Annotated in this window: 17 protein-coding genes; 10 read left to right on the plus strand and 7 right to left on the minus strand. The window is 55.7% G+C overall.

Translation table 11 applies throughout. From position 1 onward, the window contains the following. Positions 1-466: 466 nt before the first annotated feature. From wecB to ACQY47_RS06340, 10 genes are all read left to right on the plus strand, one after another. On the plus strand, positions 467-1606 hold the full coding sequence (wecB, locus tag ACQY47_RS06295; protein ID WP_099549090.1) for a non-hydrolyzing UDP-N-acetylglucosamine 2-epimerase: 1140 nt from the start codon (positions 467-469) through the stop codon (positions 1604-1606). Next, positions 1603-2868 carry a UDP-N-acetyl-D-mannosamine dehydrogenase gene (gene wecC / locus ACQY47_RS06300; protein ID WP_099549091.1) on the plus strand — a complete coding sequence of 422 codons (1266 nt, stop codon included), beginning with the start codon at positions 1603-1605 and terminating at the stop codon, positions 2866-2868. The genes wecB and wecC overlap by 4 nt, the downstream gene beginning before the upstream one ends. A 136-nt stretch (positions 2869-3004) precedes the next feature. Further along, on the plus strand, positions 3005-4249 hold the full coding sequence (locus ACQY47_RS06305; RefSeq protein ID WP_017136092.1) for a hypothetical protein: 1245 nt from the start codon (positions 3005-3007) through the stop codon (positions 4247-4249). Between the two features lie 2 nt (positions 4250-4251). Next, positions 4252-4713: a serine O-acetyltransferase gene (locus tag ACQY47_RS06310; protein WP_026013606.1), complete on the plus strand. Its 462-nt coding sequence runs from the start codon at positions 4252-4254 to the stop codon at positions 4711-4713. 16 nt (positions 4714-4729) lie between these two features. Continuing rightward, entirely contained in the window at positions 4730-6352 is a 1623-nt protein-coding gene (locus tag ACQY47_RS06315) for an O-antigen ligase family protein (protein ID WP_428556539.1), read from the plus strand. Continuing rightward, a complete protein-coding gene (gene asnB, locus ACQY47_RS06320) occupies positions 6352-8193 on the plus strand; it encodes an asparagine synthase (glutamine-hydrolyzing) (protein ID WP_428556541.1) in 1842 nt (613 codons plus the stop codon). The genes ACQY47_RS06315 and asnB overlap by 1 nt, the downstream gene beginning before the upstream one ends. 60 nt (positions 8194-8253) lie before the next feature. Then, the gene (locus ACQY47_RS06325) at positions 8254-9882 is read left to right on the plus strand and encodes a heparinase II/III family protein (protein WP_428556543.1); all 1629 of its coding nucleotides are present in this window, start codon (positions 8254-8256) and stop codon (positions 9880-9882) included. A 7-nt stretch (positions 9883-9889) separates the two neighbouring features. Then, a complete protein-coding gene (locus tag ACQY47_RS06330; RefSeq protein ID WP_017136097.1) occupies positions 9890-11068 on the plus strand; it encodes a glycosyltransferase family 4 protein in 1179 nt (392 codons plus the stop codon). A gap of 2 nt (positions 11069-11070) precedes the next feature. Beyond that, positions 11071-12030: a UDP-glucose 4-epimerase family protein gene (locus ACQY47_RS06335; protein WP_428556545.1), complete on the plus strand. Its 960-nt coding sequence runs from the start codon at positions 11071-11073 to the stop codon at positions 12028-12030. After that, positions 12027-13043 (plus strand): MraY family glycosyltransferase, encoded by a 1017-nt coding sequence (locus ACQY47_RS06340; protein WP_017136099.1) that lies wholly within the window; start codon positions 12027-12029, stop codon positions 13041-13043. Before ACQY47_RS06335 ends, ACQY47_RS06340 begins: the two co-directional genes overlap by 4 nt. A 60-nt stretch (positions 13044-13103) precedes the next feature. On the opposite strand, the gene ACQY47_RS06345 is transcribed toward ACQY47_RS06340, so the two are convergent. From ACQY47_RS06345 to hisC, 7 genes are all read right to left on the minus strand, one after another. Continuing rightward, positions 13104-13331 carry a LapA family protein gene (locus tag ACQY47_RS06345; protein WP_169985671.1) on the minus strand — a complete coding sequence of 76 codons (228 nt, stop codon included), beginning with the start codon at positions 13329-13331 and terminating at the stop codon, positions 13104-13106. Between the two features lie 19 nt (positions 13332-13350). After that, positions 13351-13644 carry an integration host factor subunit beta gene (gene ihfB / locus ACQY47_RS06350; protein ID WP_003172657.1) on the minus strand — a complete coding sequence of 98 codons (294 nt, stop codon included), beginning with the start codon at positions 13642-13644 and terminating at the stop codon, positions 13351-13353. A 132-nt stretch (positions 13645-13776) separates the two neighbouring features. After that, positions 13777-14061 (minus strand): hypothetical protein, encoded by a 285-nt coding sequence (locus ACQY47_RS06355; RefSeq protein WP_017136101.1) that lies wholly within the window; start codon positions 14059-14061, stop codon positions 13777-13779. Positions 14062-14222: 161 nt separating this feature from the next. Further along, positions 14223-15917: a 30S ribosomal protein S1 gene (gene rpsA / locus ACQY47_RS06360; protein WP_017136102.1), complete on the minus strand. Its 1695-nt coding sequence runs from the start codon at positions 15915-15917 to the stop codon at positions 14223-14225. A 120-nt stretch (positions 15918-16037) separates the two neighbouring features. After that, positions 16038-16727, minus strand: a complete 690-nt coding sequence (gene cmk / locus ACQY47_RS06365; protein WP_003172653.1) for a (d)CMP kinase — start codon at positions 16725-16727, stop codon at positions 16038-16040. Beyond that, on the minus strand, positions 16724-18934 hold the full coding sequence (locus ACQY47_RS06370; protein WP_428557346.1) for a bifunctional prephenate dehydrogenase/3-phosphoshikimate 1-carboxyvinyltransferase: 2211 nt from the start codon (positions 18932-18934) through the stop codon (positions 16724-16726). The genes cmk and ACQY47_RS06370 overlap by 4 nt, the downstream gene beginning before the upstream one ends. Before the next feature lie 28 nt (positions 18935-18962). Then, complete coding sequence (gene hisC, locus ACQY47_RS06375; RefSeq protein WP_138449030.1) at positions 18963-20075, minus strand: histidinol-phosphate transaminase; 1113 nt, start codon at positions 20073-20075, stop codon at positions 18963-18965. Positions 20076-20083 lie beyond the last annotated feature (8 nt).

A 20083-nucleotide genomic window follows, 5' to 3' on the forward strand; every position in this document is an offset into this window, starting at 1 on the left:
GATCACCCGCACTTGACGGTTGACTTTAATCATAGAGATGCTAATCCGCGATCATGTTTTAACGAAACTAACCAGCCCCAATGCAAGCCAATTTTTGCCTTGGAGCCGAATGGGAGGGATACTTTAGAGTATGCGCACTACTTGCTGAGTGATCATCGCAGGTGTACATACGCACTGCCAAACGGGACGAAAGGAGGACGCCCGAGAATTTTCACTAGACCCAGGCAAATGGCTTGGAATTCGCACGAACCTCAACTCACGGGCCTGCAACTGCCTGCGAGTGGAATTCCAAAAAATAACGCATGCACAACTATCAGATGTCATGTTTCCACTATCTGATTGTGCTGTCCCGCGGCCCTGCGCCCTGGCATAGCGTGTGCAAAAACGTATCACAACTGACGGCACCCTAATCCGCGGATTATGACGTAAGCGTGCATTGATTTTTACTTTAAGTAGCGGTGTTGCGATGACTTTAAGAACCCTGTGTGTATTCGGCACACGACCTGAAGCAATCAAAATGGCTCCCTTGGCGTTGAGCCTTGCAGCAGATGAGCGCTTCACTGCCAAGGTCTGCGTGACTGGACAGCACCGAGAAATGCTCGACCAAGTGCTCAGTCTCTTTGAAATCAAGCCTGATTTCGATTTGAACATCATGAAGTCCGGCCAGGATCTGACCGATGTCACGAGTGCCATCTTGCAGGGAATGAAAACTGTCTTCGCAACCTTCAAACCGGATATTGTCCTGGTCCATGGCGACACAGCGACGACGTTCGCCACCACATTGGCCGCTTACTATCACCAAATTCCTGTGGCTCACGTCGAAGCCGGCCTGCGCACCGGAAACCTCTATTCTCCGTGGCCTGAAGAGGCAAACCGCAAGCTGACTGGCGCTCTTGCGGCATTGCACTTCGCACCCACTGAAACGTCCAGGCAGAATTTGCTGAGAGAGGGGGTCGCAAGCCAAAGCGTCCATGTGACCGGCAACACTGTCATTGACGCGTTGCTGGATGTGGTGGGCCGAATCAAGACCCGTCCGGCCCTGCAACAGCAATTTCACCAGCAGTTCTCGTTTCTGGGCGATTGCCAGCGAGTGATCCTGGTCACGGGTCATCGCCGCGAAAGTTTCGGCGGTGGCTTTGAGAATATCTGCCAGGCCTTGATCAATACGGCCCTGGAGTTCCCCGATGTCGAGATTGTGTACCCCGTTCACCTGAATCCGAATGTACGCGAGCCAGTCAATCGCCTGCTCAGCGACATCCAGAATATCCATCTGATCGAACCCCTGGATTATCTGCCCTTTGTGTATTTGATGGATCGCTCTTATCTAATTTTGAGTGATTCAGGTGGCATTCAGGAAGAGGCCCCCTCTTTAGGTAAACCTGTGCTGGTGATGCGTGACACCACAGAGCGTCCAGAGGCGGTTGACGCGGGCACAGTCAAACTTGTCGGGACTGAAATTGAGGCCATTACCTCTAACTTGAGAGTCTTGCTGACTGATGTTGAAGCCTATGGCCAGATGAGCTTCGCTCACAACCCCTATGGTGACGGAAAAGCATCCGCACGAATTCTCGATGTACTTTCACGAATTAAAAAGGCTAATTCATGAGCTTTGAAACTGTTTCTGTAGTCGGCCTCGGCTATATAGGGCTTCCGACGGCAGCTGTTTTCGCTGCACGTAAGAAAAAAGTCATTGGCGTCGACGTCAACCCGAACACAGTTGCAACCATCAACCGCGGCGAAATCCATATTATCGAACCGGATCTGGATATCGTCGTACGGGCCGCCGTTACCGAAGGCTATTTGCGGGCAACTCTAACCGCAGAGCCGGCCGATGCCTTCCTGATTGCCGTCCCGACACCGTTCAAGGGCGATCACGAACCCGATCTTTCCTACATCGAATCAGCCAGCCGAGCCATTGCTCCCGTCCTGAAAAAGGGTGACTTGGTCGTGCTGGAATCAACCTCCCCTGTCGGGGCTACCGAGCAAATGTCTGCCTGGCTGGCAGAAGCCCGTCCGGACCTGACATTTCCGCAAACCCATGGCGCAGAGTCAGACATCCGCATAGCGCATTGCCCCGAGCGCGTGCTGCCGGGTCACGTACTGCGGGAGTTGATCGAAAACGATCGCATCATCGGCGGGCTTACCAGCAAATGTTCAGAAGCTGCGCGGTCTCTGTATAAAACATTCGTTGAGGGTGAATGCATCATCACCGACGCCCGCACCGCCGAAATGTGCAAACTCACAGAGAACAGCTTTCGCGACGTGAATATCGCGTTTGCCAATGAACTGTCGATGATCTGCGACGAACTCAACATCAATGTATGGGAGCTGATCCGCCTTGCGAATCACCACCCTCGCGTTAATATCCTGCAACCTGGCCCCGGTGTGGGCGGTCACTGCATCGCTGTCGACCCCTGGTTCATTGTCAGCAAAACGCCCGCCCTGGCACGCCTGATCCGCACCGCAAGGGAAGTGAATGACAGCAAGCCAAAGTGGGTATTGGAGCAGGTTCAACTGGCTATCGGTCAATTCCTGCAGGAACACCCGTCGAAAACCGCCAAGGACGTTACGGTTGCCTGCCTCGGGCTGGCCTTCAAGCCGGACATCGACGACTTGCGTGAAAGTCCATCCTTAGAGATCACCGCACACATTGCCCAGTCCCATCCCGGTACTGTTCTGGCGATTGAACCGAATATCGCGCACCTGCCGGCTCGCCTTGAAGGTATTGCAACCCTGAGCGGAATCGATCAGGCGCTGTCATCTGCGCACGTGATTGTCCTGCTGGTCGATCACAGCGTATTCAAGAAAATCCCGGGCGCACGCCTGTCCTCGCTCAAAGTCATCGACACACGCGGTGTGTGGGCTTGAAAAAAGCTTGATGAATACCGCTTGGAAATCGACGCAAGCCGTTAGTATTGCGTCGGTTTCCGAGCACCGAGCTGGGCACGTTTGTTAAATGATCATGCAATTGCATTTGTCATGATGAGGTTCAAGAGGTTCTGGCATGGTCAATTTATTGATCCAGGTGCTGACACTGATAAGTGGCCTGGTTGTTAACTTTGTGATTCCCGGACTTTACGGCTTGGAAGCGTACGGCGCATTCATCAAGGCCAACGTGCTGGTATTTTTATTTCAAAAACTGTTGGATATCGTCAATGAGCAGCTGATTGCCACCGTGGAGGCCGAGTACATTCTGGTAACTTCATTATTTATGGCCGTACTGATTTTTGTACTGTTCAGCGCTGTGAACCTGATTGACCACATTGGCAACCCACTCCTGCTTGGGGTGATGCTTTTGAGCTCGGCATGCCTGTTATCGCTGTTCGGGCTACGCCTGCAACGCTGGATCGTGGCCTACCTGGTGCTATTTCTTGGCGTGTTTTTCACGCTCCTGTTTATCAGCTACCAACAAATAGTCTCGCTGACTATCGTCGACATACTGATTCTGACCAACTTGATTCCGTGCGCGTTTGCGGTAGCGGTGCTGTTTTTCAAAGGTGCGAAACTGCCCGTCGGCAAACAGCTGCTGCAGACCTGCCAAGGTGTGCTGCTGTTATTACCCAGAATGATATCCATCACCCTGGTGTTCAATCTGTTCACCAACATCTTGCCCTTCATTCTTTCCAAGAGCCTGCCCGTGCGCGACCTTGGATTGTTCAGGGTCATCGTCTCGATCATTCAATCCGCTACCAGCCTGTTCCCCATCAACGTCAGGGCAGTGTTTGTCGCCTTCGTCTCGGGCGGGCAACGCCAAGCGCAATATAGAATCATCACGTCGATCGCTATTTTCTACTTCGCGTTGGTAGGCTTATCGGGGTACGCAGCGGTTTGGCTGTTCCCTCAGTACTCGAACTATCTGGTGATGCTGCCCTGCCTGCCAGTGCTGTACTGGGCAGTGGTGACAGAGCGCTATCTGGTCGCCTCCGGCCTGCACCGTAAAGTCATCGTGGCAAACCTTGTCATTGCCCCACTGGCCATAACGAGCATGATTCTGTTTGTCAAAGACTTGAACCAGGCACAGTTGTTCTACGCTATCGGGTTCTCGGCCTACTTGTTGTTCCTGCACATAAGCTGCCGTCCAGGCATTCGCTTGCCGGTAGTTTTTTGGGTCGCCTTACTCTCTCCCCTGACTATCTTTTTGACACACATCAGCCTGGTCTGGGCCGTGCTGTATATGTGCTCGCTCATGATCATTGCAGTGGGAGCACTCCAGCTTCGACCCGCTGATCTTCGCACGTTGAGGTTTTAACCGTGAACGCAGTAAAACTTTATCGAGTTGGAAACTGGCTGCACCGGCGTCGAGTGCCGTTATTACCAGGCCTTGTTCGAAATGTGATTTTCCTACTGTTCAACTCTTACATTCCAATCACCGCAACGATCGGAAGGGGCACGATATTCGCCTATGGCGCGATCGGCGTTGTACTGCACGCAAATGCCAAGGTTGGCGACGGCTGTGTGCTGGGCCAAGGCATCACCATCGGCGCCGCTGAGGGTTATGTCACCAGCGAGATCAATCGCTGCCCCGTCATCGGTGACAACTGCTACATAGGGGCCGGGGCAAAGATCATTGGCGATATCGTCATCGGCAATAACTGTCAAATTGGCGCTTCAGCGGTCGTATTGAAAGACGTGCCTGATAATTCAATCGTTGTGGGAATACCCGCAAAAGTGATTGGACAAACAGCCAGCGACTATAAAGCCATACGCCCTTGAACAATGGAGTACCGCAATGCGTCAACCTGACTGCGTAAAAAATTCCATGGCGATCACGGCGGCAGCGCTCATCGCCATTTTATTTATGCTGGATCCTGGCGTGCTTTTCTACACGGCCATTATCGGCAGCGCTTTATTGGTATTGACGGCCATCATGTCGCCTTGGCTGGGTTTATTGGCGCTATTCCCATTGGCCTTTGCTCTCCACCCCGCGCCCACTTCGTTGGGCGCTCAGGAAGTGGCGTTTGCTGCCCTGCTGGTGGCGGTATTCCTCAGCGCATTGATCAAATTGCTCCGTACTCTGGGTTTTACATCGGTCCTGCGCCTGTTCGCCGCGCCATTGCTAATAGGCCTTGGGTTTCTAGTGCTGAACCTGGTTGTAGCGATGTACCACCATGTTCCGATGGCTGATTGGCTCAGAGGGGTCGTGCCCTTTCTGTTTATCTATGCACTGATCCCGATCTGCGCTCTTGTAGGCCGCGAAGAAAACAACGTTCGTTGGCTCGGCGCTTCGGTGGGAACCCTGATTTTATTGACCGCAGGCTACATCGTTTTCTATTACTTCTATCACGGTCTGTGGCAGCCGTACTGGACCCTTGAGGTCAACGGGGAGATGGTAAAAATCCCTTATGAAGAAGCGCTGCGCAACGTTAACGCACAGGGCCCAATGCGTGATCGCATCACCATGGTGCTGGCGCAAGCAACCGACGCGATCCTGCCGCTGGGCATGGTGCTCGGCTATGTCGTCGGCACGCTGACCCCTGACCGAAGGGTTGCATGGATCAGTGGCCTGATATCGCTGCTGTGCACAGCCGCCGTGCTGATCACATTCACACGAAGCATGCTGATCAGTGCACTTCTCGTCATTGGCTTGTTCGCGCTCTATACCTTTTTCGCGCGCAGGCACTTATGGCTAAAAGTAGTATCCGGCATTGTCATTCAAGCGCTGTTTTGCCTTGTGTTTATTTTTGCCACCGGCATGCAAGACGTATGGCTCGGGCGCATGAACTCCCTGGCGAATACTGCATTACCTATCGCAACCTCTTCCATTGCGTCCATGGGAGAGAAACACACGCAACCTGACGCTGCGGCGCCTGTAGTCTCCGAGTCCAAGCCCGCTGCCAACGAGAAGCAGGACTTCAACGTCTCTTCCCGGGTACAGGAATATAAAATCGCCTGGCGCATGTTTCAGGACCACCCCGCGCTGGGCAATGGTATCGGGATCAAACACGAGATGCGCTGGGAGAAGCCCGGCGGTGATTCATTCACGGAGTCAGTTGGCTATATCCATAACTGGCCACTGTACATGCTGATGGTCGGCGGCGTCTTAGGGCTGCTGATGTACATCACTGTCCTCGGTGCTCCCGTTTTATATCGGTTCACCACTCTAAAGTCCGACCCCGCTCACCTCACCGTGATTCGCACGGCGGTCATAACGCTGGCGATCTACGGGTTGTTCTTCGCGGTGTTTCGCCTGATCTCTTTCAACTTACTGCTCGCAGCAGCTTGGGGCGTAATGCTGGCGCATAAGCATTCAAATCAAATGATGGGTACCGCCTTGCCTGACGGGCATACAGCGTCACTCTCCAACACCAGGCCGGAAACGGTCGTCAAAGACCCCAGGGAGACGTCGGTATAATGTGTGGCCTCAGCTTTTTTGCAGTCAAAGACGGTGTACCCGAGACCCAGGCCCAAATGGAAAAAAGCCTGGCGGTTACACGGCACCGTGGCCCGGATGCATCCGGCACCTATTTCGCCAGTGTCGCGGGCTATCAGGTAGGGCTAGGACATAACAGGCTGAGCATCCTGGATTTGTCACCGACTGGCAGCCAGCCGATGTTTGCCGACAATCATGGTGTAAGTATCGTGTTCAATGGCGAGGTGTTTAACCATCACGAATTGCGCCGGCAACTGATCGAAAAAGGCTATACCTTCAAAGGCACCTCCGATACCGAAGTTATCCTGCAATTGTACGTAGAACATCAAGAGCAGGCCTTTGCACTGCTTGAAGGCATGTTCACGTTTGTCATATTGGATGAGCCGCGCCAAAAAACCTTTCTGGTAAGGGACGTCGTTGGCATCAAGCCGGTGTATTGCTACACCGGCGTCGACGGCTTCTACGCCTGCTCAGAAATCCGCGGCCTGAAATGTTTTTCGCAGGTAAACACCGACATAGACCCTGATGATGTCTTTGAGTTTTTCAACAACGGCTTTCTCTACGAACCCAACACCGGCTACACATCCATCAAGAAACTGATGCCTGGTAGTTACCTGGCGTTCGACCTGGCAACCGGCAAGATGACAACCCAGCGTTACCAGAGCGCCATGCACTTCAAGACCGAGCAAAGCCTCGTGCAGGATGTGCGTTCTGCCGTGACGCGCCAATTGGAAGCGGACGTCCCGGTCGGGGTATTTTTCAGTGGTGGCGCAGACTCCAGCATCCTGGCAAGTTTCACCGGTGATGCTGACCTATTTTTTGCACAGTACGACGCAACGGACGACTCCGCTGTCGATACGAAGTTTTCCGCCAGGATCGCCGAACACCTTGGCAAAAAGCTGGTGGTCACGGAGATTCTCGACTCAGATATAGACCCCTTCGAGTCCATCGACTTCGTCGCTGCCAACACCGAAGAACTGGTATCCGACTATACGTTCTGGGCAACCTACCGCTTGTCCACCGAAGCCAGGAAAAGTGGATATACCGTCATGCTCAGTGGCATGGGCGGAGATGAGGCGTTTGCAGGTTACCCACGCTACACAGTACTCAAGCATCACACACTCATCAGGCTGCTGTATCCCGTATTAAGTGCACTGCTAAAACTCAAGTTATTTCCAAAGCGGCTCGACAAAAAGTTCGAACGGTTGGTGTCCTATGCTCAGGAAAACTATTGGCCCCTGGCGTATTCGCGCATGCTGGGGTACTTCTCCCGCCAAGAGTTGCAGGGCTTTTTTCGTGACTACAACGAGCTTGAACGACACTACAAGCAACGCCTGTCCAGCGTAATGGATCAGTACAGCGGCGCCGTTGAAGACAAAGTCAAATGTGCACAGCATTTTGACCAGACAGGCTTCTTGAGCCATAACCTGAGTGTCTCGGACAAGGCCAGTATGCTGGCCAGTATCGAACTGCGCGTCCCCTTGCTGGACGAGCGTGTGGTGGCCAGCGGTCTTGCAACCTCAAGTGCAGATTTGCTTAAAGGCGGAGCACCAAAGGCCCCACTCAAACAGCTCCTGAAAAGTCTGCTTCCCGCCTCATTGGTTGATCGCCCCAAAACAGGCTTCAACCCACCTCTCGATGGCATTATTCAACGCATAGGCCAACAACGCCTGCTCGCCGAGTTCGAGCGCATCTACACCTATGTGGCCCGGGGAGAGGTGGAAAAATTAGTGAACAATCATTTTTCAGGCAGCGCAAACAACACCTACAAACTCTGGCAGGTGTTGTACTTCGAGCGCTGGCTGAAAATAAATTTCCCTTAACTGGCGTCAGTCAATACTCACTACTTTAACTTTCAAGTGACTGACCTAAGCAGGACGTTGATGCAACGAATAATCAAGCTCTACCACACCGTTAAAATGCTGCGATTGAAGCAGGTTGTTTACCGTCTTTACTATCGCTTCGCTAAAGTTCGGCCTTTTTCGGCACAAGGCTTTACCCGGCGCCCCGGAATTAACCTGGCGAAGGCTCCCCATTGGTGTGCCTCGCGCTTCGGTGCCGACGAACAGTTTGAATTCATGGGCCTGACGGCGCCGATTGATTGGCACGATCAGACACGCCCGAAAATTTGGCAATACAACCTGCATTATCTGGATCATCTGGCCTCTTCAGGCGAAGACCGAAGAGACTTCGACACGCGCCTGGTCAACAGTTGGATCACAAACAACGCCCCCTTTCATGGATGCGGCTGGGAACCCTACACGCTCTCTTTACGCATCGTAAATCTGATCAAGTGGCTGCAACAACAACCGAGCCTGGAACCGCACTGGCTGGACAGCCTGGCTACACAGGCCCACGCGCTGTCCGAACAGATCGAATATCACATTCTCGCTAACCATTTGTTCGTGAATGGCAAGGCACTGGTGTTTGCCGGGAGCTTTCTGAACGGCGATCGGGCAGACCGCTGGCTGTCCAAGGGTTTGAAGATCCTTGATGAGGAAATCAAGGAGCAGTTTCTGGCGGACGGTGCGCACTTCGAACTTTCACCCATGTACCACGCGTCTCTTCTTTGGGACATCTGCGACCTGCTGAACCTGGCCACTCACTCCGAGCTGCCGGAACTTAACATTCGCAAAAACCAATGGAAACACCAGATTGAGCAAGGCCTGGTCTGGTTACGCAGCCTCCAGCACCCGGATGGTGGCATTGCGTTCTTTAATGACTCGGCATTCGGCATTGCACCCACACTGCTCGATATAGAGGCGTACGCGTTTGAATTGGGATGCCGTGCGCCCAATGACATGCCCACCACTACGATTGCAGCTGTACACCAGGCTGAAAGTGGCTACGTGGCGATCAATTTTGGCGATCAGTGCAAAGCATTGTTGAACCTTGCGCAGGTTGCGCCTGATTACCAGCCAGGTCATACCCATGCGGACACCCTGAGCTTCGAACTCAGCCTGTTTGGACAGCGCGTGTTCGTCAACTCTGGAACGTCTCAATACGGCGAAGACGCGGAACGTCAACGGCAACGCAGCACGGCAGCGCACAACACAATAGAAGTGAACGGTGAAAACTCATCTGAAGTCTGGGCCGGATTCAGGGTCGCACGACGCGCACGCACCTGCGTGGGTAAGCTGGAACACACAGTCGACACCGTACGTGTCAGTGGCAGCCATGACGGCTACCTGCGTCTACCGGGGAAAAACCTGCACGTTCGTGAGTGGGTTGCGATGGCCGGTGAATTACAGGTGATAGATTCCGTCTCCGGCACATTCGATCAAGCTGTATCAAGGCTATTTTTACACCCTGATATCCGCACCACTCAACAAGGCAACACGGTAACGATCACCCTGCCCGGCGGTCAGGTCGCTGTCGCGACACTAGAGGGCGCAACCCGGATCAATGTGGTGTCTTCCACATGGCATCCGGAATTCGGCAAGTCTGTTCCCAATCAGTGCATCGTCGCTGAAATGTCGACAGACAAACTGACCACCCGCATAACCTGGTGAGGCTTACGTGAAACTTTTGATTTTGAGCTTTTACTACCAGCCTGATCTGTCAGCCGGTTCATTCCGCACGACAGCACTGGTAGACGCACTTCTGGAGCAACTCCCTGCAGACGCCCATATTGAGTTGATCACAACCCTGCCGAATCGCTACAGCTCCTTCAGCAGTCAAGCCCCTGAACTGGAGAAGCACCCGAGGCTCACCATCCGCCGAGTGGCCCTGCCTGGCCACAAGAGCGGGATGGTCGATCAAGCAAGAGCGTTTCTGGTGTATGCCAACGCTGCACGCAAGATTGTGCGAAACCAAGACTACGATCTTGTCTATGCGACTTCTTCACGCCTGATGACCGCTACGCTGGGAGCGGTGATCGCACGCACAAAACGAACGCCGCTCTACTTGGATATACGCGACATCTTTGTCGACACGATCAAGGATGTGCTGTCCAAAGAAAAAGTCTGGTTACTTAAACCCTTATTATCGCTGGTTGAACGTTTTACCATTCACTCGGCGCAAAAGGTCAACCTGGTCTCTGAAGGTTTTCTTCCTTACTTCAAATCACGCTATCCCGACCAACGCTACTCCACCTATACGAATGGCATCGATGGCGAATTCCTGGATGCGCAACCCGTCGCTGAAGAAAAGGTGCCCAGCCCGATCCTGGACATTGTCTATGCGGGAAATATCGGTGAAGGCCAGGGGCTGCACAACATTATCCCCCAACTGGCCAAACAACTTGAAGGGAAGGTGCGATTCCGCGTGATAGGCGACGGAGGCCGGATCGAGCTGTTAAAACAAGCCATTGTCACTCACGCCTGTACTAACGTTGAACTCTTGAAACCGGTCAAGCGCGAACAATTGATCGAGGCTTATCAGTCGGCGGATGTGCTTTTCCTGCATTTGAACGACCACGACGCCTTCCGCAAGGTCTTGCCATCAAAAGTCTTTGAATACGCTGCACTGGGCAAACCGATCTGGGCGGGCATCTCTGGTTACGCAGCCAGTTTTGTCTCTGAACATATTGAAAACGCTGCCGTGTTTGCGCCGTGTGACGCCGCCGCAGGAATCCAGTCCTTCAAGACTCTCAATATTATGACGCGCCCGCGCCATGCCTTCGTCGAGCGTTTCGCACGTGGCCGCATCATGCGCGAAATGGCGAAAGATGTTCTTTCACTCACAGGAACTCCTTGATTATGCAAATCCTCCTGACGGGAGCGAGTGGCTTTGTCGGTAGCGGGTTAATCGCGCCACTGCTTAAACGCCAGCACTCGATTACCGCTGCTGTACGCGAGCTCAAGGCCGATCTTGATACGCGCGTCAACCAGCGCCTTATCGGCGGGCTATCCGACGATCAGGATTGGCAGGTGTTGCTCGAGAGCCAAGAAACGGTGATCCACCTGGCCGCCCGGGTCCATGTCATGAGTGACGCATCCACCGATCCACTTGCCGAATACCGGCGGGTCAATGTCGAAGGCACCTTAAACCTGGCCCGCCAAGCGGCGGCTGCCGGGGTTAAGCGCTTTATATTTATCAGCTCGATCAAGGTCAATGGCGAGAGCACGGCGACTGGCGCGCCGTATACGGCTGACGGTCCCACAACCCCTACCGACCCTTACGGCATCTCCAAGAAGGAAGCAGAGCAAGGCCTGCGAAAACTGGCTTCTGAAACTGGCATGGAAGTGGTGATCATTCGTCCCGTATTGGTCTACGGACCCGGCGTTCAAGCGAACTTCCTGAGCATGATGCGCTGGTTGCATAAAGGCCTGCCCTTGCCCTTTGGCGCCGTGAACAATCGACGCAGCCTGGTTGCCCTGGACAACTTGATTGATTTGATTGTGACGTGCACCGAGCACCCCGCTGCCGCCAATCAAACCTTCCTGGTCAGTGACGGGGAGGACCTCTCGACCACAGCGCTTTTGCGTCGAATGGGAACGGCTCTGAACAAGCCCGCACGCTTGCTACCTGTGCCGAGTTGGTTGCTGCAAACCGGCGCCACTGCGCTTGGTCGCCGGGCACTCGCTCAAAGGCTATGCGGCTCCCTGCAGGTCGATATTGGCAAGACCCGCGAACTGCTGGGCTGGACACCGCCGAGCAGCGTTGACCAGGCACTGAGTAAAACAGGTAAACACTTTTTGGAACGGCAAACTAAATGAATATGTGGTGGTTGTTACCGGCTGTGACGATTGTCGCACTCCTTTTAACGGGGGCCTTGCGTCATTACGCTCTGGCTCGAAGCCTGATCGACATCCCGAATGCGCGCAGCTCGCACGTCGTGCCTACGCCCAGGGGCGGTGGTGTCTCGATCGTCGTCAGCTTTCTGTTAGCGCTATTGCTGACTGCCAGCCTTGGCCTGATTACATGGCCACTCACGTACGCATTATTCGGCGCCGGGACCGGCATCGCGGTATTGGGTTTTTTGGACGACCATGGCCATATCAGCGCACGTTGGCGCCTGCTAGGGCACTTTATAGCCGCGGCATGGGCACTGTTCTGGATCGGTGGCCTGCCGCCGCTGGTGGTGGCGGGATTCGCCGTCGACTTGAGCTGGATCGGCCATATGCTGGCAGCGGTCTACCTGGTATGGCTGCTGAACTTGTATAACTTCATGGATGGAATTGATGGAATAGCCAGCGTCGAGGCTATTTGCGTATGCCTTGGCAGTGCGCTGCTCTATTGGCTAACAGGTCATGAGCTGATCGCGTTTACACCGTTATTACTGGCGTTTGCAGTGGTTGGCTTCCTGTATTGGAACTTCCCAAAAGCCCGTATCTTCATGGGCGATGCGGGCAGCGGGTTCCTCGGCATCACGCTGGGGGTGCTGTCGCTGCAAGCGGCCTGGGTCTCGCCGCAGCTACTGTGGAGCTGGCTGATCCTGCTGGGTGTGTTTATCACTGATGCGACATGGACCTTGCTGCGCCGCCTGCTCAGAGGCGACAAAGTCTATGAGGCCCACCGCAGCCACGCCTACCAGTTCGCTTCTCGCCAGTTCGGTAAACACGCACCCGTTACCCTGGTGGTAGCGGCAATCAACATTGGATGGCTGTTACCTATGGCGCTGCTCGTGGGCAACGGAACGGTGGATGGCTTTCTGGGACTGCTGGTGGCCTATCTGCCGCTGATAGCGTTGGCCGTAAAGTTCAGGGCAGGAGAGAAAGAACCGAATTGAACCAGTGCAAAGGGGCGGCGATCGCCTCCCCTTCCTTCCACTCATCAATAGTGGCCAGGATCAAACTCGAGTCTTGCGCCGCGCCCTGGCAACCCACGCCATCAGTGGGCCAACAAGCATTCCGACCAATAAAGCGAGCACTACGAAAACAGAAATTGGTAACTGCGGGGCTGCCCAACTCAGAAACTGCAGAGAAACCGACTGTTGATTTTCCAGCACAAATGCCACGATGCACAGCAGCAGTACCAACACTACCAGCATTGCAATAACACGCGTCAATCTACTCATGCCCACTCCCTCACGAGTATCAAACCTCGTCTTCGTCCTCATTAACTCGATCGCGCAATTCCTTGCCCGGCTTGAAGTGAGGCACAAACTTACCGTCAAGGCTGACGGATTGCCCGGTTTTCGGGTTGCGACCCACTCGCGGTGCACGGTAGTGCAGGGAGAAACTGCCAAAACCACGGATCTCAATCCGATCCCCGGTAGCCAGGCATTGGGACATCTGTTCAAGCATAGTCTTGATAGCCAGCTCTACATCCTTGGATGAAAGCAGCCCTTGATGGGTGACAATTCGTTCGATCAACTCCGACTTCGTCATATTTTTCCCTTCTTTTTCAAGCAGCTAGGAAAAGCGCTTCGAAGGTTTTAGCATGACTTGGTGAATTTGAACAGCCCACCTGCCAACTTATCTGCAGCATAAACGGATACCCGGAACACATGCTTGACCCCCTCAATTACAGATCACCAACATGGTACGAGTGACAGCGCCAGCAGGGTTCCAGCCGAACAAATAGTCACCCTCCTCGTCCTTGGCGTCACTGGATCGGGTGATGACCTTGTAGCCCTGCATCTTGCACTCCCGGGCAGCGCGCTTCTCACACTTGTCCCAGTTGCTGCCAAGGCCCGAGCAGTCGATCTCAATGCCGCTGACGCCGCGCTTGGCGTGGGTTTTGGCACTGGTGGCAGTGCAGCCTGCCAGCAGCACCACTGCAAATAAAACGATAAGCCTGTTCATTCAAATCCTTATTGAAACAACAACACAGCGGAGCATTTGTTAAGAACTATAGTCAGCTCTGACACTGGGCTGCACGCCTTGGTTCTAACTTGTTGATTCAACGAATTTCAGGCACAAAAAAGGGCGACCGAAGTCGCCCTTTTTCTATGGTCTGACAGAACTTAGTTCTGCTTTTCCATTTGTGCACGCAGCAGGTCGCCCAGAGTGGTCGGACCCGAAGCGATGTCAGAGGTAGCTGGCTTGTCGCGCAGGCTCTGGATTGCTTCTTTCTCTTCGATCTCGTCCTTGGACTTGATGGAGAGTTGGATCACGCGGCTCTTGCGGTCAACGCTGATGATCTTGGCTTCTACTTCCTGGCCTTCTTTCAGAACGTTGCGCGCGTCTTCAACGCGGTCACGGCTGATTTCGGAGGCTTTCAGAGTCGCTTCGATATCGTCGGCCAGAACGATGATGGCGCCTTTGGCGTCAACTTCTTTCACAGTGCCTTTAACGATTGCGCCTTTGTCGTTCTCTTGAACGTACTCGGAGAACGGATCGCTTTCCAGTTGCTTGATACCCAGGGAGATGCGCTCGCGCTCTGGGTCAACCGACAGGATAACGGTGTCCAGCTCGTCGCCCTTCTTGAAACGACGAACAGCTTCTTCGCCCACTTCGTTCCAGGAGATGTCGGACAGGTGAACCAGGCCGTCGATGCCGCCGTCCAGACCAATGAAGATACCGAAATCGGTGATCGACTTGATGGTGCCGGAGATTTTATCGCCCTTGTTGAACTGGCCAGAGAAATCTTCCCATGGGTTAGATTTGCACTGCTTGATGCCCAGGGAGATACGACGACGCTCTTCGTCGATGTCCAGAACCATAACTTCCACTTCGTCGCCGACTTGTACGACTTTCGAAGGGTGGATGTTCTTGTTGGTCCAGTCCATTTCGGAAACGTGTACCAGGCCTTCCACGCCTTCTTCCAGCTCTGCGAAGCAGCCGTAGTCGGTCAGGTTGGTAACACGCGCGGTTACGCGAGTGCTTTCTGGGTAACGAGCTTTGATAGCAACCCATGGATCTTCGCCCAGCTGCTTCAAGCCCAGGGAAACGCGGTTACGCTCACGATCGTACTTCAGAACCTTGACATCGATCTCGTCGCCAACATTGACGATTTCGGAAGGATGCTTGATACGCTTCCAAGCCATGTCGGTAATGTGCAGCAGGCCATCGACGCCACCCAGATCGACGAATGCGCCGTAATCGGTGAGGTTCTTGACGATACCTTTGACTTGTTGGCCTTCCTGCAGGGATTCCAGCAGAGCTTCACGCTCGGCGGAGTTCTCTGCTTCCAGGACGCTGCGACGGGAAACGACAACGTTGTTGCGCTTCTGGTCGAGTTTGATGACCTTGAATTCGAGTTCTTTGCCTTCCAGGTGCGTGGTGTCGCGCACAGGACGAACGTCGACCAAAGAACCTGGCAGGAACGCACGGATGCCGTTAACGTCGACAGTGAAGCCGCCTTTAACCTTACCGTTGATAACGCCCTTGACCACTTCTTCAGCTGCGAAGGCTGCTTCGAGAACAATCCAGCATTCAGCGCGCTTGGCTTTTTCACGGGACAGCTTGGTTTCACCGAAACCGTCTTCAACCGAGTCCAGAGCAACGTGAACTTCGTCACCGACATTGATAGTCAGATCGCCAGCATCGTTGTAGAACTGTTCCAGCGGGATCAGAGCTTCAGACTTCAGACCAGCGTGAACGGTTACCCAGCGAGCTTGGTAATCGATATCAACGATAACACCGGTGATGATGGAGCCTGCCTGAAGGTTCAGGGTTTTTAGGCTTTCTTCAAAGAGTTCCGCAAAGCTTTCGCTCATTTTAATTCCTGTTGATAAGGGCGAAGAATACGCCCATCTCCACACCCCAGACGGTGTGGGTCAGTTTCAGTTAAAAGAAGCCACCGCAGGACTATGACTGGTCCCCTGCGGCCTTCTTGATCACCCGGCGATATCGCGAATGGCGATTTCACTCAAGATGCGTTCCAGCACCTGCTCGATGGACAACTCCGTGGAATCCAGCTGTATGGCGTCAGCCGCCGGCTTTAGCGGGGCTACCGCACGCTGGGTATCACGCTCATCGCGTGCACGGATCTCATCTAGCAGACTCGACAGACTAACACCATCGACTTTGCCCTTCAACTGCAAGTAACGGCGGCGAGCACGTTCCTCGGCGCTGGCGGTCAGGAAAATCTTCAGCGGCGCCTCGGGAAACACCACGGTCCCCATGTCACGGCCATCAGCGACCAGGCCCGGCGGCTCCTGAAACGCCCGCTGGCGCTGCAGCAATGCGTCACGCACGGCCGGCAGAGCGGCAACCTGGGAGGCCCAGGAGCCGACTTGTTCGTTGCGCAGGTCATCGGTCACGTCATCGCCCTCAAGGATGATGCGCTGCGGATGACCTTCCGTCGCGCCGACGAACTGCACATCAAGGTGCGCCGCCAGCAGCTTCAGGGATTCTTCGTTGGTCAGGTCGACGCCATGGTTGCGTGCGGCAAAGGCCAGCAGGCGGTACAGCGCGCCGGAATCCAGCAGGCACCAGCCCAGGCGCTTGGCCAGAATGCCGGCGATCGTGCCTTTGCCCGAGCCGCTTGGCCCGTCGATGGTAATCACCGGTGCTTTGATATTCACAATTGAGCCTCTTGGGCAACACGGATGCCGACGTGGGCACACAGTGTAAGAAAATTCGGAAAAGACGTAGCAACATTGGCGCAGTCACGGATACGAATCGGCGCGGCCGCCCGTAGGGAGGCCACGCTGAACGCCATGGCGATGCGGTGATCACCATGGGATTGCACTTCGCCACCGCCCATTGGGCCACCGTCAATGATAATCCCATCAGGTGTCGGTTCACACTTCACGCCAAGGGCCAACAGACCATCGGCCATGACCTGGATGCGGTCGGACTCCTTGACCCGCAGTTCTTCGGCGCCACGCAGCACGGTGCGCCCTTTGGCGCAGGCCGCCGCCACGAACAACACCGGGAACTCGTCGATCGCCAGCGGCACCAGGGCCTCGGGAATCTCGATGCCTTTTAACTCAGCGGCGCGCACGCGCAGGTCGGCAACTGGCTCACCGCCCACTTCACGCGGGTTTTCCAGGGTGATATCCGCGCCCATCAGCCGCAGGATATCGATCACACCAGTGCGCGTCGGGTTAACGCCAACGTGCTCCAGCAGCAACTCGGAGCCTTCAGCAATCGAAGCCGCCACCAGGAAGAACGCCGAAGAGGAAATATCCCCCGGCACTTCTATATGTGTAGCCTTCAATGCATGGCCCGACTCGACAGACGCCGTAGCCCCCGCCACGGCAACCGGATAACCAAACCCACGCAACATCCGCTCGGTATGATCACGGGTCGGCGCAGGCTCGGTCACCGAGGTCTTGCCCTCGGCATACAACCCGGCCAGCAACAGGCAGGACTTCACCTGCGCACTGGCCATCGGCATCGAATAGTCCAGGCCTTTAAGCGCCTGGCCACCGCGGATCGTCAGCGGCGGACGCCCATCCGGCCCGGTCTCGATCACTGCGCCCATTTCCCGCAGTGGCTTGGCCACGCGGTTCATCGGGCGTTTGGACAGCGATGCATCACCGGTCAACACACTGTCAAAGCGCTGCGCCGCGAGCAACCCGGACAGCAAACGCATCGACGTACCGGAGTTACCCAGGTAGATCGGCCCCGGCGCCGGCTGCAAACCGTGCAAACCCACGCCATGAATCGTCACGCGCCCATGGTGCGGCCCTTCAATCACAACGCCCATGTCACGAAACGCTTGCAGGGTTGCCAGGGCATCTTCGCCTTCAAGGAAACCTTCGACTTCGGTCACGCCGTCGGCCAATGAACCCAGCATGATCGAACGATGGGAGATCGACTTGTCGCCCGGCACCCGGATCTGCCCGCTCAAGCGGCCGCCCGGGTTGGCGAGAAAGGTCTGCTCATTGGCGTTCACAGCGGTTTCCATGTAGGCCCGGCGCGCCAGGATCTTGCTGAAATGCTCACGCGCAACCCGCGCACGGGTGAACACGCCCAATAATTGATGGCCATCACCCGCATCAACCGCATCGCGCAAGGCGTCGAGGTCACTGCGGAAGGTGTCCAGGGTGCGCAACACAGCTTCACGATTGGCGAGGAAGATGTCGTGCCACATCACCGGATCACTGCCGGCAATCCGCGTGAAATCGCGAAAACCACCGGCGGCGTAACGGAAAATCTCAAGGTTTTCATTGCGCTTGGCCAGAGAATCCACCAAGCCAAAGGCCAGCAAGTGCGGCAAATGGCTGGTCGCCGCCAACACTTCGTCGTGGCGCTCGACCTGCATGTGCTCGACATCCGCGCCCAACTCGCGCCACAGACGATCCACCACCGCCAAGGCCGCCGGATCGGTCTGCTCAAGCGGGGTCAGAATCACCTTATGGCGACGGAACAACTGCGCATTGGACGCCTCGACGCCGCTCTGCTCGGAACCGGCAATCGGATGGCCCGGCACAAAACGCGCCGGCATGCCGCCAAAGGCGAGTTTGGCGGCGCGCACCACATTGCCTTTGGCACTGCCGACGTCCGTGAGGATCGCCTGCCCAAGGTCCATGCCGGCCAGCAAGGCCAGCAACTTCTCCATCGCCAGAATCGGCACGGCGAGCTGGATCACATCCGCGCCCTGGCACGCCAGCGCCAGGTCTGCCTCACAGCGGTCCACCACGCCCAGCTCCACCGCCAGCTTGCGCGATTGCGGGTCCAGGTCCACACCGACCACCTCGCCACACAGCCCGCTTTCACGCAGGCCTTTGGCGAAGGAGCCACCGATCAACCCCAGGCCGACCACCACCAGGCGACCGATCATAGGCACAGCAGGTTGCAATGCAGTGACATCAACCACGAGCCAGAACCTTGGCCAACGCCTCCAGGAAGCGACTGTTTTCGGCCGGCAAGCCAATGGTGATACGCAGGTGGTTCGGCATGCCGTAGTTGGCCACCGGGCGCACGATCACGCCTTCGCGCAGCAGGCCCTGGAACACCGGCGCGGCGACTTGGCCGAGGTCCACACAAATGAAGTTGCCCTTGGAAGGAATCCAGCCCAGGCCCAGCTCACGGAAACCTTCCTGCAGCTGCAGCATGCCGCTTTCGTTGATGCGACGGCCTTCTTCGAGGTACTCGGCATCCTTGACCGCCGCACACGCCGCCGCCAACGCCAGGCTGTTGACGTTGAACGGCTGGCGCACACGGTTGAGCACATCGGCAACCACCGCGGTGGACAAGCCGTAACCCACGCGCAGCGATGCCAGGCCGTAGGCCTTGGAGAAGGTGCGCGACACCAGCAGGTTCGGGTAAGCCGCCAGGAAGTCCAGGCCGTCCGGCAGGTCGCTGCCTTCGGCGTACTCGATGTAGGCTTCGTCCAGCACCACCAGCACGTGCTCGGGCACGTCCTGCAGGAAGTCGTTCAGCGCCTGGGCGTCGAACCAGGTGCCGGTCGGGTTGTTCGGGTTGGCGATAAACACCACGCGGGTTTGCGCGTCGATGGCCGCCAGCATGGCCGGCAGGTCATGGCCCCAATCCTTGGCAGGAATGACGCGGGCGTCAGCCCCCACAGCCTGGGTCACGATCGGGTAGACGGCGAACGCGTGCTCGCTGAACACCGCATTCAGGCCTGGCGCCAGGTACGCACGGCCGACCAGCTCAAGAATGTCGTTGGAACCGTTGCCCAGGGTTACCTGGTTCAGCTCGACGCGGCAGTTCTCGGCCAGCAGCGACTTGAGGGCGAAGCCATTACCGTCCGGGTAGCGGGTCAGCTCAGTCAGTTCCTCACGAATCGCCGCCAATACTTTTGGGCTTGGGCCCAGCGGGTTTTCGTTACTGGCCAGCTTTACGATCTTCGACGGGTCCAGGTTCAACTCACGCGCCAGCTCGTCCACAGGCTTGCCTGGAACGTAAGGCGACAGTTGTTGCACGCCCGGCTGAGCCAGGGCGAGGAAGTTGCCACTCATGTTAAAGC

The organism is Pseudomonas edaphica (assembly GCF_965277385.1).
In the GTDB taxonomy this organism is placed as follows: Bacteria; Pseudomonadota; Gammaproteobacteria; order Pseudomonadales; family Pseudomonadaceae; genus Aquipseudomonas; species Aquipseudomonas edaphica.